12 protein-coding genes are annotated in these 13,342 nt (G+C 75.3%); 9 read left to right on the top strand and 3 right to left on the bottom strand.

Translation table 11 applies throughout. The annotated features are described in order from the left end of the window. Positions 1-19: 19 nt before the first annotated feature. Positions 20-1,081 (bottom strand): non-homologous end-joining DNA ligase, encoded by a 1,062-nt coding sequence (ligD, locus tag ACIBIW_RS26350; RefSeq protein WP_399339523.1) that lies wholly within the window; start codon positions 1,079-1,081, stop codon positions 20-22. Positions 1,082-1,144: 63 nt separating this feature from the next. On the opposite strand from ligD, the gene ACIBIW_RS26345 reads away from it, so the two are divergent. After that, entirely contained in the window at positions 1,145-2,209 is a 1,065-nt protein-coding gene (locus ACIBIW_RS26345) for an ATP-dependent DNA ligase (protein WP_399339522.1), read from the top strand. Here the strand turns inward: ACIBIW_RS26345 and ACIBIW_RS26340 are convergent. Next, positions 2,179-2,679 carry a MarR family winged helix-turn-helix transcriptional regulator gene (locus ACIBIW_RS26340; RefSeq protein ID WP_399339520.1) on the bottom strand — a complete coding sequence of 167 codons (501 nt, stop codon included), beginning with the start codon at positions 2,677-2,679 and terminating at the stop codon, positions 2,179-2,181. The genes ACIBIW_RS26345 and ACIBIW_RS26340 overlap by 31 nt on opposite strands. A gap of 221 nt (positions 2,680-2,900) precedes the next feature. On the opposite strand from ACIBIW_RS26340, the gene ACIBIW_RS26335 reads away from it, so the two are divergent. From ACIBIW_RS26335 to pcaD, 6 genes are all read left to right on the top strand, one after another. After that, on the top strand, positions 2,901-3,656 hold the full coding sequence (locus tag ACIBIW_RS26335) for a CoA transferase subunit A (RefSeq protein WP_399339519.1): 756 nt from the start codon (positions 2,901-2,903) through the stop codon (positions 3,654-3,656). Then, positions 3,656-4,315, top strand: a complete 660-nt coding sequence (locus ACIBIW_RS26330; protein ID WP_399339518.1) for a CoA transferase subunit B — start codon at positions 3,656-3,658, stop codon at positions 4,313-4,315. Before ACIBIW_RS26335 ends, ACIBIW_RS26330 begins: the two co-directional genes overlap by 1 nt. Positions 4,316-4,382: 67 nt before the next feature. Then, complete coding sequence (pcaH, locus tag ACIBIW_RS26325) at positions 4,383-5,153, top strand: protocatechuate 3,4-dioxygenase subunit beta (RefSeq protein WP_399339517.1); 771 nt, start codon at positions 4,383-4,385, stop codon at positions 5,151-5,153. Beyond that, entirely contained in the window at positions 5,153-5,737 is a 585-nt protein-coding gene (gene pcaG, locus ACIBIW_RS26320) for a protocatechuate 3,4-dioxygenase subunit alpha (protein ID WP_399339516.1), read from the top strand. The genes pcaH and pcaG overlap by 1 nt, the downstream gene beginning before the upstream one ends. Then, positions 5,734-7,116 carry a 3-carboxy-cis,cis-muconate cycloisomerase gene (pcaB, locus tag ACIBIW_RS26315; protein ID WP_399339515.1) on the top strand — a complete coding sequence of 461 codons (1,383 nt, stop codon included), beginning with the start codon at positions 5,734-5,736 and terminating at the stop codon, positions 7,114-7,116. Before pcaG ends, pcaB begins: the two co-directional genes overlap by 4 nt. A 112-nt stretch (positions 7,117-7,228) precedes the next feature. Next, on the top strand, positions 7,229-8,377 hold the full coding sequence (pcaD, locus tag ACIBIW_RS26310) for a 3-oxoadipate enol-lactonase (protein ID WP_399339513.1): 1,149 nt from the start codon (positions 7,229-7,231) through the stop codon (positions 8,375-8,377). A 73-nt stretch (positions 8,378-8,450) separates the two neighbouring features. On the opposite strand, the gene ACIBIW_RS26305 is transcribed toward pcaD, so the two are convergent. Continuing rightward, positions 8,451-11,096, bottom strand: a complete 2,646-nt coding sequence (locus ACIBIW_RS26305) for an ATP-binding protein (protein WP_399339512.1) — start codon at positions 11,094-11,096, stop codon at positions 8,451-8,453. A 321-nt stretch (positions 11,097-11,417) separates the two neighbouring features. Between ACIBIW_RS26305 and ACIBIW_RS26300 the strand changes: the two genes are divergently transcribed. Together ACIBIW_RS26300 and ACIBIW_RS26295 are read left to right on the top strand one after the other, a co-directional pair. Further along, positions 11,418-12,395, top strand: a complete 978-nt coding sequence (locus tag ACIBIW_RS26300; protein ID WP_399339511.1) for a DUF2510 domain-containing protein — start codon at positions 11,418-11,420, stop codon at positions 12,393-12,395. A gap of 61 nt (positions 12,396-12,456) precedes the next feature. Next, positions 12,457-13,341: a PhzF family phenazine biosynthesis protein gene (locus ACIBIW_RS26295; protein WP_399339510.1), complete on the top strand. Its 885-nt coding sequence runs from the start codon at positions 12,457-12,459 to the stop codon at positions 13,339-13,341. The last annotated feature ends 1 nt before the right edge of the window (position 13,342 follow it).

Below are 13,342 nucleotides of genomic sequence, written 5' to 3'. Positions count from 1 at the left end.
TTGCGGGGCCCGGCACGTCTCACTGCGGCGGCGGGTCCTGTCCTTCGCTCTCCGGGGCGCGCTTCGGGCGGGCGCGGCTCGGCTGGACCCGGCTCGGCTCGCCCGGCATCTTCGGGTACTCGGGCGGGTACGGCAGGTCGCCGAGGCCGTGGTCGTGCTCGTCCCTGCGGGCCAGTTCGAGGAGGGTGTCGAGGGTGTGGCGGCGGTCGTCCATCGCGGCGTGCACGTCGCCGAGTTCGGCGTAGCGGCGCGGCATGGTCGCGAGGTCGAAGTCCTCGGGCACGGCGTTGTCGAGTTCCTCCCAGCGCAGCGGCGCGGAGACCGTGGCGCGGGGGCGGGCGCGCAGCGAGTAGGCGGAGGCGATGGTGCGGTCGCGCGCGGTCTGATTGTAGTCGACGAAGATCCGCTCGCCGCGCTCCTCCTTCCACCAGGCGGTGGTGACCCGGCCGGGCAGCCGCCGCTCCAGCTCGCGCCCGCAGGCGATGGCGGCGCGCCGCACCTGGGTGAAGGTCCAGCGCGGCTCGATCGGCACGAAGACGTGCAGGCCACGCCCGCCCGAGGTCTTGGGCCAGCCGGTCAGGCCCAGCTCTTCGAGGAGGGCGCGCAGCTCGCGCGCGGCGCGCACGGCGTCCGCGTAGCCGGTGCCGGGCTGGGGGTCGAGGTCGAGCCGTAGCTCGTCGGGGTGCTCGGTGTCGGCGCGCCGCACCGGCCAGGGGTGGAAGGTGAGGGTGCCGTACTGGGCGGCCCACACCACGGCGGCGGGCTCGGTGGGGCACATCTCGTCGGCGAAGCGGCCGCTGGGGAAGGTGATGTGGGCGGTGGGAGTCCACGGGGGCAGGTTCTTCGGGGCCCGCTTCTGGAAGAACGACTCGCCGCCGACACCCTCGGGGAAGCGCTGGAGCGTGGTGGGGCGGTCCCGCAGCGCCCGCAGGATGCCCTCGCCGACGGCCAGGTAGTAGCGCGCCACGTCCAGCTTGGTGAAGCCGCGCTCGGGATAGAAGACCCGGTCGGGGCTCGACACCCGTACCGTACGGCCGCCCGCGTCGAGGTCGACGGGGGCGGCCTTGCTGGCTGCGCCCATGACGACCACGGTAGGCGGGCCGCCCGCGGCGCGCATATCGGGTGGATCGTCCAGAATCGGCCTATGGACCTACCGGTGATGCCCCCCGTGAAGCCGATGCTCGCCAAGTCCGTGGCGCGCATTCCGCCGGGGATGCAGTACGAGGCGAAGTGGGACGGGTTCCGTACGGTGGTGTTCCGCGACGGGGCCGAGATCGAGCTGGGCAGCCGCACCGGGAAGCCGCTGACCAGGTACTTCCCCGAGCTGGTGGCCGCGCTCCGCGAGCGGCTGCCCGAGCGGTGCGTACTGGACGGGGAGATCGTGATCGCCAGGGAGGGGCGGCTCGACTTCGACGCGCTGACCGAGCGCATCCATCCGGCCGAATCCCGGGTGCGGACGCTGGCGGAGCGCACCCCGGCGTCGCTCGTGGCCTTCGACGTGCTGGCGCTCGACGGCGAGGCACTGCTGGACACCCCGCTTGAGGAGCGCAGGGCACGGCTGGTGGAGGCGCTTTCCGGGGTGGCGCCGCCGGTGCACGTGGCACCCGCGACGCTCGACGAGGAGCTGGCCGGGGAGTGGTTCAGCCGGTTCGAGGGGGCGGGGCTCGACGGGGTGGTGGCGAAGCCGCCGGGGATGGGGTACCGGCAGAACGAGCGGGTGATGTTCAAGGTGAAGCACGAGCGCACCGCGGACTGTGTGGTGGCGGGCTACCGGCTGCACAGGAGCGGCCCGGTGGTCGGCTCGCTGCTGCTCGGCCTGTACGACGCCGAGGGGGTGCTCCAGCACGTGGGGGTGAGCGCGGCGTTCCCGATGCGGCGGCGCGCCGAGCTGATCGACGAGCTGGCGCCCTACCGCATGGAGTCGGTGGCCGGCCACCCCTGGGCGCGGTGGGCCGAGGAGTCGGCGCACGAGTCGGCCAGGCTCCCCGGGGCGCCGAGCCGCTGGTCGGGCACGAAGGACCTGTCGTGGATTCCGCTGCGGCCCGCGCTGGTGTGCGAGGTGGCGTACGACCACATGGAGAACGGGGCGCGCTTCCGGCACACCGCGCGCTTTTGCCGCTGGCGCCCCGACCGGGCGCCGGAGGACTGCGGCTACGGGCAGTTGGAGGTGCCGCCCGTCTACGACCTGGGGGAGGTCATGGGGCTCTGAGGAACGGGCGGGGCCTGCGGCGGGGCGGTCTCCGGTGAGCGGAGGGCCTCGGCGGCGTCCGCCACTCTGCGCAGCAGGCCGAAGAACTGTGCGCGCTCCTCGGCGGAGAGCGGCGCGAGGAACACCTGGTTCATGCGGGCGGTGCGCGGCACCAGCCTGCGGTGGACCTGGGCGCCCTCCGGCGTCAGACGCAGCACGAAGCGGCGGCCGTCGCCCGGGTCGCGCACCTTGTCCAGCAGGCCGCGGCGGGAGAGCCGGGTGATGACCTCCGCGACGGTGGACCGGTCGAGCCCGACCCGCTCCCCCACCCCGCGCTGGTCGAGGCCCGGCTCCGCCATGAGGGCGTTGAGCACGGCGAACTGCGGGGAGGTGGTCTCCTCGGACACCATCGCGTTCCAGAGCAGGTAGTGGCCCTGCTGGAGGCGTCGTGCGAGGTGCCCCGGGTGGGTCGTGAGGTCAACCGCGTCCATGCTCCGCCTCCGCTTCTTTACACCGTGCACGGAACAATACTGCCGCGTACACCTCCCGGCACACTACGGGACACCCGGGGAAAGCCCTCGTTGAACCGGGTATTGACTGCCCAGTCGGACGAGTGGCAGCGTAAGCCCCGCTTCGAAGAATTACTCAGTGCCCTGACTATCTCGGCACTGGGGGCAGGGTGGCACGGCCATGCGACGGAGAGGGCTCGCGGATGGACAAGGTGGTCGCCGGCGCCGCGGAGGCGGTGGCCGACGTCGGGGACGGCGCCTCGCTCGCGGTCGGCGGATTCGGTCTGAGCGGGGTCCCGAACACCCTGATCCAGGCGCTCCACGCCCGCGGTGTGACGGACCTCAGGGTGGTGTCCAACAACTGCGGCGCCATGGAGACCGGCCTCGCGGTGCTGCTCGCCGCCGGCCGTATCGCCCGGGTCACCGGCTCCTACATCGGCGCCAACAAGGAGTTCGCCCGCCAGTACCTCGCCGGGGAGCTGGAGGTCGAGATGATCCCGCAGGGCACCCTCGCGGAGCGGCTGCGCGCGGGCGGCGCCGGGATTCCGGCGTTCTACACGCCCGCGGGGGTCGGCACCCAGGTCGCGGACGGCGGACTGCCCTGGCGCTACGACGGCGCGGGCGGGGTGGCGCTGCCGTCGCCGCCCAAGGAGGTGCGCGAGTTCGACGGTGTGCCGTATGTGCTCGAACACGGCATCAGGACCGACTTCGCCCTGGTCAGGGCGGCCCGCGGGGACCGGCACGGCAACCTCGTCTTCGCGAAGGCGAGCCGCAACTTCAACCCGCTGGCCGCGATGGCGGGCCGTGTCACCGTCGCGGAGGTGGAGGAGCTGGTGGAGCCCGGCGCCCTCGACCCCGACGCGGTGCACCTGCCGGGCATCTTCGTGCAGCGGGTGGTGCCCCTCACCCCCGAGCAGGCCCGGGACAAGCTGATCGAGAAGAGGACGGTGTCCGGCTGATGGCGTGGACGCGTGAGCAGATGGCGGCGCGGGCGGCGCGCGAACTGGCCGACGGCAGCTACGTCAACCTCGGCATCGGGCTGCCCACCCTGATCCCCAACCACCTCCCCGCGGGCGTCGAGGTGGTCCTCGAATCGGAGAACGGCATCCTCGGGGTGGGCCCCTACCCGGCCGACGACGAGGTGGACCCGGATCTGATCAACGCGGGCAAGGAGACGGTCACGGTGCTGCCGGGCGCCGCGTTCTTCGACTCCGCGCTCTCCTTCGGCATGATCCGCGGCGGCCACATCGACGCCGCTGTGCTGGGCGCCATGCAGGTCTCCGCCCGTGGCGACCTGGCGAACTGGGCGGTGCCCGGCAAGATGATCACCGGCATCGGCGGCGCCATGGACCTGGTGCACGGGGCCCGTACGGTGATCGCGCTGATGACCCACACCGCGAAGGACGGCTCCCCGAAGATCGTCGAGGAGTGCGACCTGCCGCTGACCGGCAGGGGCTGCGTGGACCGCGTCATCACGGACCTCGCGGTGCTCGACGTGACCGCCACGGGGCTCGTGCTGCGCGAGTGCGCGCCCGGCACCACCCCGGCCGAGGTCGCCGAGCGCACCGGGGCCGCGGTCACGGTCCCCGCGGGCCTCGCCGCCGCCCGGGCGCGCTGACCCGACGCGCGGCACACCCCGCACACCCATCAGACAGGGCAGAAGGAACGCACCCCCAGGGACTCCCATGGCTCTCACCCAGTCGGACATCAACCACGAGGTCGCCGACCTCCAGAGCGCGTACGACAAGGCCGTCGCCGACGGCGCGCCGCACCGCAGCCACCCCCGGCGCGACTACCGCCCCTACCGCAGCTCCGTGCTGCGCCACCCCACCCGGCCGCCGGTCGCCGTCGAGGGCGGCGACCCGGAGACGGTGGAGCTGTCCGGGCCGGTGTTCGGGCCCACCGACGTCACCGACACCGACAACGACCTCACCGTGCAGCACCAGGGCGAGCCGCTCGGCGAGCGCATCACCGTCACGGGACGGCTGCTCGACCGCTCCGGCAGGCCGGTGCGCGGCCAGCTCGTCGAGGTGTGGCAGGCGAACGCGTCCGGGCGCTACGCCCACCAGCGCGACCAGCACCCCGCCCCGCTCGACCCGCACTTCACCGGCGTCGGCCGCACCCTCACCGACGACGAGGGCCGCTACCGCTTCACCACCATCAAGCCCGGCGCCTACCCCTGGCGCAACCACGACAACGCCTGGCGGCCCGCGCACATCCACTTCTCCTTCTTCGGGACCGCGTTCACCCAGCGCCTGGTCACCCAGATGTACTTCCCCGGGGACCCGCTGTTCGCGTACGACCCGATCCTGCGGTCGGTCACCGACACCGCCGCGCGGGAACGCCTTGTCGCCCACTACCGGCACGAGCTGTCGGAGCCCGAGTTCTCGCTCGGGTACGAGTGGGACGTGGTGCTCGACGGCCCGTCCGCCACCTGGGCCGAGGAGGGACGCTGATGAGCGGGCAGGCCGAACAGACAGCGGGGGAAGGGCAGTTGGCACCCACCCCGTCACACACCGTGGGCCCGTTCTACGGCTACGCGCTGCCCTTCCCCGACGGGGGCCGCATCGCCCCGCCCGGGCACCCCGACACCGTCGTCCTGCACGGCACGGTCCTCGACGGGGCGGGCGACCCCGTGCCCGACGCGCTGCTGGAGTTCTGGCAGGCCGCGCCGGACGGCTCGCTCGACGGGAAGCCGGGATCGCTGCGTCGCGACCCGGTCGACGGCGGCTATCTGGGGCGCAACGGCACCGACTTCACCGGCTTCGGCCGGGTCGGCACCGACGCGGACGGGCACTACGCGCTCTTCACCCTGGAGCCGGGCGGGGCCCCGTACATCAGCGTGTGCGTGTTCGCCCGCGGCCTGCTGCACCACCTCTACACCCGCGCCTACCTGGGCGACAGCGGCGACGCGCTGCTCGCCTCGCTGCCCGCGGAGCGGCGCGCCACGCTGGTCGCGGTCCCCGAGGAGAACAGGACGTACCGTTTCGACATCCGCCTTCAGGGCGAGGGCGAGACGGTCTTCCTGGAGTTCACGTGAGCCTCGGCGACACCCAGGACCCCGCGGGCGGCGCGGGCGGCGACGTCGCGCTGCTCGCGCCCGGCATCGCGGGCACGGCGGCCGAGGCCGCCACCTCGGACACGGCGGTGCTCGGCGCGCTGCTCGCCGCGGAGGCGGCGCTCACCAGGGCCGCGGCCACCGCGGGCCTCGCGCCCGCCGCCGCGGCCGACACGGTGGCCGCCGCCGCGGCGCGGCCCGCGGCGTTCGACGCGCGGGGCATCGCGCTGCGCGCCCGCGCGGGCGGCAACCCGGTGATCCCGCTCGTCGGGGACCTGCGCGAGGCGGTCGGCGCGGAGCACGCGCCCCATGTGCACCACGGCGCCACCAGCCAGGACATCCTGGACAGCGCGCTGATGCTGCTCGCCGCGGGTGTCCTCGACACCCTCGCCGCGGACCTGGAGCGTGCCGCGGGCCACCTCGGGCGGCTCGCCGCGGCCCACCGCGACACCGTGCTGCCGGGACGCACCCTCACCCAGCACGCCGTACCGACGACGTTCGGCCTGAAGGCGGCCGGATGGCGCTCACTGCTGCTCGACGCGCGCGACCGGGTGCGCACGGTGCGCGCCGCGCTGCCCGCGCAACTCGGCGGCGCCGCCGGTACGTTGGCCGCCTTCCTGGAACAGGCCGACGGCCGTGAGGAGCCCGTACGGGCCCTGTCCGAGGCATATGCGCGGGAGTTGGGGCTCGCGGCGGCGCCCCTGCCCTGGCACACCCTGCGCACCCCGCTCGGCGACCTCGCGGGCGCGCTGGCGTTCACGGCGGGCGCGCTCGGCAAGCTCGCCGCCGATGTGCTGCTGCTGTCGCGCACCGAGACCGCGGAGGTCGCCGAGGGCGCGGGCGGCGGCTCGTCCACGATGCCGCACAAGTCGAACCCGGTGCGCGCCACCCTGATCGCCACGGCGGCCCGCAGGGCCCCGCAGTCGGCGGCGGTGCTGTACGGGGCGATGGCCGCGGAGGACGAGCGGCCCGCGGGGGCCTGGCACGCCGAGTGGGAGCCGCTGCGCGACCTGCTGCGCACCGTCGGCGGCGCCGCCGAGGCCGCCGTCGGCCTGACCGGGTCGCTGCGCGTGGACGCCGCGGCGATGCGCACCCATCTGGGCCTGACCAGAGGCCTGATTGTCTCGGAGCGGCTGACCGCGGCGCTGGCTCCGGTGCTCGGCGCGTACCGCGCCCGCGCCCTGCTGACCCGGGCCGCGGCGACCGCACGCGAGACCGGCCGCCCGCTCGCCGACGTGCTCGCGGAACTGCTCTCCGACGCGCCCGGGGCCGCCGGGCTCGACCTGGCCGCCCTCACGGAACCCGACCGGTACACCGGCCTCGCGGGGCCGCTGACCGACCGCGCCCTGAAGCGCCCGTGACACGGCCCCGGCGACCACCCGGGCCCGAGAAGGCCCCCGCACACCGCCGACCGCTCCCGCACCCACCGCCCCCCTTCCCGACCCGCGCCGCCCGAGAGAGGACGCACCCGTCGTGACCGCAGAACGGCTGCCGCACCACCGCGCCGAGGGACCGCCCACCGCTCCCCCGCTGCTGCTCGGCCCCTCCCTCGGCACCTCCCTCCGCCTGTGGGACGCCGTCGCGCCCGAACTGTCCGCGTCCCACCGGGTGATCCGCTGGGACCTGCCGGGCCACGGCGGCTCCCCCGCGGCTCTCGTCGGGGCCGGAGCCACCGTCGGGGACCTCGCGGACCTGGTGCTCGGGCTCGCCGACTCGCTGGGCGTGGAGCGGTTCGCGTACGCGGGCGTGTCGCTCGGCGGCGCGGTGGGCCTGCACCTCGCCGTGCACCACCCGGAGCGGATCACCTCGCTCGCGGCCGTCTGCTCCTCCGCGGACTTCGGCGGCGCCGAGCGGTGGCACGAGCGTGCCGCGCTGGTGCGCCGCGAGGGGGTGGGCCGGCTGGCCGAGAGCGCGCCCGAGCGGTGGTTCACACCCGGGTTCACGGTGCCGGGACTGGTCGAGGACCACCGCCGCGTCGACCCGGAGGCGTACGCGGCGTGCTGTGACGCGCTCGCCGCCTTCGACATCGCCGACCGGCTGGCGGACATCACCGCGCCCACCCTGCTGATCGCGGGCCGCGCCGACCCCGCGACCCCGCCCGAACATCTGCGCAGGATCGCCGACGCGGTGCCCGACGCCACCCTCACCGAGCTGAACGGCGCCTCCCACCTGGCGCCCGCGGAGCGGCCCGAGGCGGTGCTGACGGCGCTGCGCGCCCATCTGGCGGGGGACGCGGGCCGCGGCATGGCGGTGCGCAGGACGGTGCTCGGCGACGCCCACGTGGACCGCGCGCAGACGGCCACCACGGCGCTCACCGCCCCCTTCCAGGACTTCATCACCCGCTACGCCTGGGGCGAGATCTGGACCGACGACACCCTGTCGCGGCGCGAGCACAGCATGATCACGCTCACCGCGCTGGTGGCCCACGGCCACTTCGAGGAGCTGGCGATGCATGTGCGCGCCGCGCTGGGCATCGGGCTCAGCCCCGGGGAGATCGGCGCGGTGCTGCTCCAGACCGCGGTGTACTGCGGGGTGCCCGCCGCCAACACCGCCTTCGCGGTGGCCCGCAGGGTGCTCGCCGAGGAGGCCGACAAGGCCGGGGAAGAGCGCACGGGCTCCTGACGGGGCGCCGCGGGCTCCTCACGGGGTGCTTTGCCGGGGCCCCGGGAGCGCCGCCGCGCCGTCCCCGCGGTCGCTACGCCGTCTCGTCCAGGAGGCGTGCGGCGCGGTGGGCGAGGCCGTCGGCCGCGCACCGGGTGGCGAGTTCGAGTCCGCGGCGCAGTGCGGACCCGTCGCGGGCGGCGGCGCCGAGGTCGACGAGGGCCCTGGCGTGCTCGTAGCGGCAGGGCGAGGCTTCGAGCCGGGCGACGGCGGCCTTGTGGAGCGCCAACGCGGCCGGTCCCGTGGCGAGTCGGGCGCGGCCCCGGAGGGCTTCGCCGACGGCGGTGTCGGTGCCGAAGCGGTCGGCGTCGATCGTGGCCCGCTCGGCGAGCGCCGCGGCCCGCAGCGGGTCGTCGGCCGCCACCGCCCTGGCCAGCTCGCCCGCCCAGGGCGCCATCACGGTGTTGTGGCTGCCGCGGACCCGCGCCGCGTGCTCGGCCGCCTCCAACTCGTCGACGCCCTCCTTGGTGTGGCCGGCGGCTATCAGCAGCCGGCCGCGCACGGAGCGCGCGTCGGGCAGGACGAGGATGGCGGGGTAGGGCGACCCGAAGCCGTAGCGGTCGGCGATCCGCCTGGCCTCGTCGACCCGGCCGCGGGCGAGCAGGGTCTCGATGAGCATGCAGGCGGCGTCCCAGTGCATCGGCAGCCGCTGTCCGACCCGGTCGGCGAGCCGCAGCGCGTCGCGCAGCCACCGCTCGGCCTCGGCGAGCCTGCCGCTCCTGCGGCGCACATATCCGACGAAGGCGTGCGCGACGGCGAGGTGGCCGCCGCTCCAGCCGGCCCGCTCGTAGGTCCCGAGCGCCTCGGTGAACAGGGCGTCCGCACGTGCGAGGCGGTCGCAGAAGAGGTAGCAGCTACCGAGCATGACGAGCAGTTCGAAGCTCCACTCGGTGTCGGTCCAGCCCATTCCCGGCGCGAGCCGGCCGTCCACCAGGGCGCGGTCGCACAGTTCGACGACCAACTCGGCGCGCTCCCCGCGGTTCAGGGCCTCGAAGGCGTAGAGGATCAGCAGCGCGCGCTCGGGGTTGTCGCGCCCGGGCAGCGGTGCGGCGAGGGCTTCGAGGCTGCGGTAGCGGCCCTTCGGGTCCTCGCCCGCGGCGTGCATGCCTTCCCAGAGGTAGTGCATCGCCTGGAGGCGCAGCCGCGCGGGTCCCGGTGGCAGCCGGCCGGCCTCCGCGTCGACCTCGCGCACCGCCTCCCGTACGTCGTCGTTGTGGACGAGGGCCTGGGAGAGCCTGCACACCGCGTCCACCCGTATGTCCGGGGTGAGTCCGCCGGGCAGCGCGAGCGCGGTGCGCAGGTGGTGGATGGTGGCGTCGGGCGAGGTCAGCAGGGTGGCGCAGCCGAGTTCGTACTCGACGAGTGCGTGGACGTCGGGGGTGGGCGGTTCCCGCAGCGCGCGTTCGAGACAGCGGCGGGCGGCCGCCGGGGCGCCGACGGCGAGGTGTTCCCTGGCCGCGCGGCGCAGTACGTCGACGGTCTCCGGGTCCTCGTCGGGGTGGAGGCGCAGCAGGTGCGAGGAGACCGCGGCGGCGGAGTGCCCGTCGCCGAGGAGGGTGTCGGCGACGAGGCCGTGCAGCGCCGTGCGGGTGGCCTCGGACACGGAGCCGTAGACGGCGTCCGCGATCAGCGGGTGGACGAAGTCGCAGCCGTCCTCGGCGTCCAGGGCGAGTATGCGCGCGGCGCCGAGGCGGGCGGCGCAGTCCCGGGCGGTGTCCTCGTCGAAGCCGCACATCCGGGCCGCGAGCGGCAGCGGCACCCGGGTGCCGACGATGGCGGCGATGCGGGCGAACTGCGTTGCCTCGGGGCCGAGTTCTTCGAGCCGGGCGACCAGTCCTCCGCCACGCGACGAGCGGGCGAGTGCGCCGAGCGCGGGTGCGTGGCGCGCGAGCGGCGGCGTGGCGGTGTCGCGCACCTTGGCGAGGAGTTCCACGGTCTCGTACGGGTTGCCCCGGGTGACCTCGGCCACCTCGCGGCAGAACGCCGCGTCGGCGTCGGCGCCGAGGGTGGCACGGGTGAGGCCGGTGACGGCGGCCGGGGTGAGGGCGCGCAGGGTGCTGCCCGGGACGTCGGCGGCGCGCTCGGCGAGGAAGCCGGTGTCGGCGGCGACCGCGTCGCCGGGGCGGTGCGCCACCACCAGCAGGACGGGCAGCGCGGCGATGTCGCGGGTGAGGGCGTCGAGCCACTGGACGGTCTCCAGGTCGGCCCACTGGGCGTCGTCGACGAGGAGCACCAGGGGCCTGCCGCGGCGCGCGATCCGTCCGGTGACGGCGGCGAGCCCGTCGGTGACCCCGCCGGGGTCGGCCTGCCGCTCGCCGGGCTCCGCGAGTCCGAGCGCGGGCGCGGTGATCTCGAAGTGGTCCCCGAAGCAGGCGGCGCGCTCCTGCTCCGGCATGGCCATCAGGAGCGGGCCGAAGAGCTGGCGTACGACGTGGAAGGGCACCGACGCCAGGGTCTCGCCGCCGCGTGCCGTGCAGACCGTGCACCGCGGTCCCGCGACCCTGCGCACCTCGCCGAGGAGCGCGGTCTTGCCGATGCCCGCCTCGCCGCGGAACACGATCAGGGTCCCGGGCCCCGCACCGGCACGCAGGGCGTCGATCGCGTGCCCCGCCGCGGCGAGCGCGTCGTCGCGCTCCCACAGCGGGCCCTGGGCGGAAGTTGGCGGCGGGCTCTGGGTCATCCGCTTCCTCCTGGGGCGGCGTACGCCGGTGCGTGGGGACACCGGCGGTTCGTTCCTACGTGTGGACGTGGACGATGTTCCGAGCCTAGCCCGAGGGATGGCTCCGCCGCGCCTCCTCGGACGACCGTGGGACGGCCGCCGTGTGATCAGGCCGCCGGGCACCCCCGCGCCCCCGTCGGGCGCGCGGCGAGCAGGGGGGAGCGCGCGTTACCGGCACGCGCCGTCCGTGCCCGCCCTCGCGCGCCCGCGGGGCCGGTACGGGCTCGCGCTCCCCCGGGGGCCTCTCATGGGGATCTCACGCGGGGCTCCTACTGTGACGTCATGACGCAGGCGACTCCTCCCGGCTGGTACCCCGACCCCGGGCAGACGAATGAAGGACCGCGCACGGAGCGGTGGTGGGACGGCTCGGCGTGGACGGAGCGGATACGCACCGAGGCGGCTCCCGGCTGGGGACCGCCCGGGTACCCCCCGCTCGCCCCGCCGCCCGCGGGCCGCAGCGGCGCGCGCAGGGCGCTGGCGGCGGCGATCGCGGTGGTGGTGCTCGCGGGCGTCGGCGTGGGGGCGTACGCGCTCTCCACCGACGACGGCGGCGAAGGTTCCGGCGACACCGCGGCGGGGGACAGGACCCCGGGCGGCAAGCCCACGGGCCCCGACGGCGGCGACGGGGGCGGCGGGCAGGACGGCGGTGGCGGCGGGCTGCCGGGCGATCCGTCCCAGGGGCCCGGGGAGGGCGACGGCGGCGACGGTGACATCCCCGGTCTGGAGAAGGGGTACGCCACCGACCTCGCCAGCGGGATCAGCATCAAGGTGCCCGAGGGCTGGAAGGGCCAGTCGGGGGCGGCGGGCGCGGGGGTGACCACCGGGTCCTACCCGTGCCCGGGCGACTCCTCGCAGTCGTGTGTGCGCGGCGGTGTGTTCTCCTCGCCCGCGCAGGTGCTGAAGCTGACGTCGACGAAGCCCGAGGCGGCCGCCAAGGAGGACATCGAGAAGAACGCGGAGGAGTCGTACGGCGACGTCTACGGCGGTGTCAGCAAGCACGACGAACTGGCGTCGAAGGCGGTCGAGGTGGCCGGGCAGCAGGGCTACCTGGTCCGCTGGAAGGTGACGACGAGCAAGGGCGACGACGGCTACGTGGAGTCCCTGGCGTTCCCCTCCCCCGCGAGCGAGAAGGTGCTCGTGGTGGTCCGCTTCGGCTTCGACGCCACCAAGGACTCGCCCGGCGTCGGGCAGATGGACAGCATCGCCAAGGACATCAAGAAGGCGGCGGCGGGTGCCGGGGGCTCGGGCAAGGGTGCCTGAGCCGCTGCCCCGCCGCCCCGTGGTGTGGAACAGATGGCGGGGGCGGGCTGTTGGGGCCGGTATGACCGTGACCGAGGACGCCCTCACCACCGACGTACTGCGCTACACCGCGTTCACCGACGACCCGGCCGGGGGCAACCCCGCCGGTGTCGTCCTGGACGCGAGCGGCCTCGACGACGCCGCGATGCTCGCCGTCGCCGCCCGCCTGGGCTACTCGGAGACCGCCTTCCTGACCCGTCCGGCGGAAGGCGGCGCGGGCCGACGGGACTTCGCCGTGCGCTACTTCAGCCCGAAGGCGGAGGTGTCCTTCTGCGGGCACGCCACCGTCGCCGCCGCCGTCGCGCTCGCGGAGCGTGTGGGCACGGGCGACTTCGTCTTCCACACCCAGGCGGGGCCCGTCCCCGTGTCGGTCGCGGACGACGGCTTTGGGGCCCCGCACGCGACGCTGACCAGCGTCGAGCCGTCCGTCGAGCACGCCGACGAGGCCGACGTCGCGGAGGCGCTGGCGGCGCTGCGCTGGGAGCGCGGCGACCTGGCCGCCGCGCTGCCGCCGCGTGTCGCCTACGCGGGCGCCCGCCACCTCGTGCTCGCGGCGGCGTCGCGCGGCCGACTGGCCGAGCTGGACTACGACTTCGAGCGTCTCGCGGCGCTGATGCGGCGCCTCGGCCTGACCACGCTCCAGTTGGTGTGGCGGGAGTCGGCGTCGGTGTTCCATGTGCGCGACCCGTTCCCGGTGGGCGGTGTGGTGGAGGACCCGGCCACCGGGGCGGCCGCCGCGGCGTTCGGCGCGTATCTGCGCGCCCTGGGGGCGGTCGGCGAGCAGGCCAGGCTCACCCTCCACCAGGGCGGCGACCTGGGCCGCCCGTCCCGGCTCACGGTGGAGCTGCGGGCGGGCGACCCGCGGGTGCGGGTGAGCGGCGCCGCGGTGCCGGTCACCGCCGCCTGAG

The organism is Streptomyces sp. NPDC050560 (assembly GCF_044457285.1).
Lineage (GTDB): Bacteria > Actinomycetota > Actinomycetes > Streptomycetales > Streptomycetaceae > Streptomyces.
Note: the sequence above shows the minus strand (reverse complement) of the source record. Positions and strands in the feature narration are given on the sequence as shown.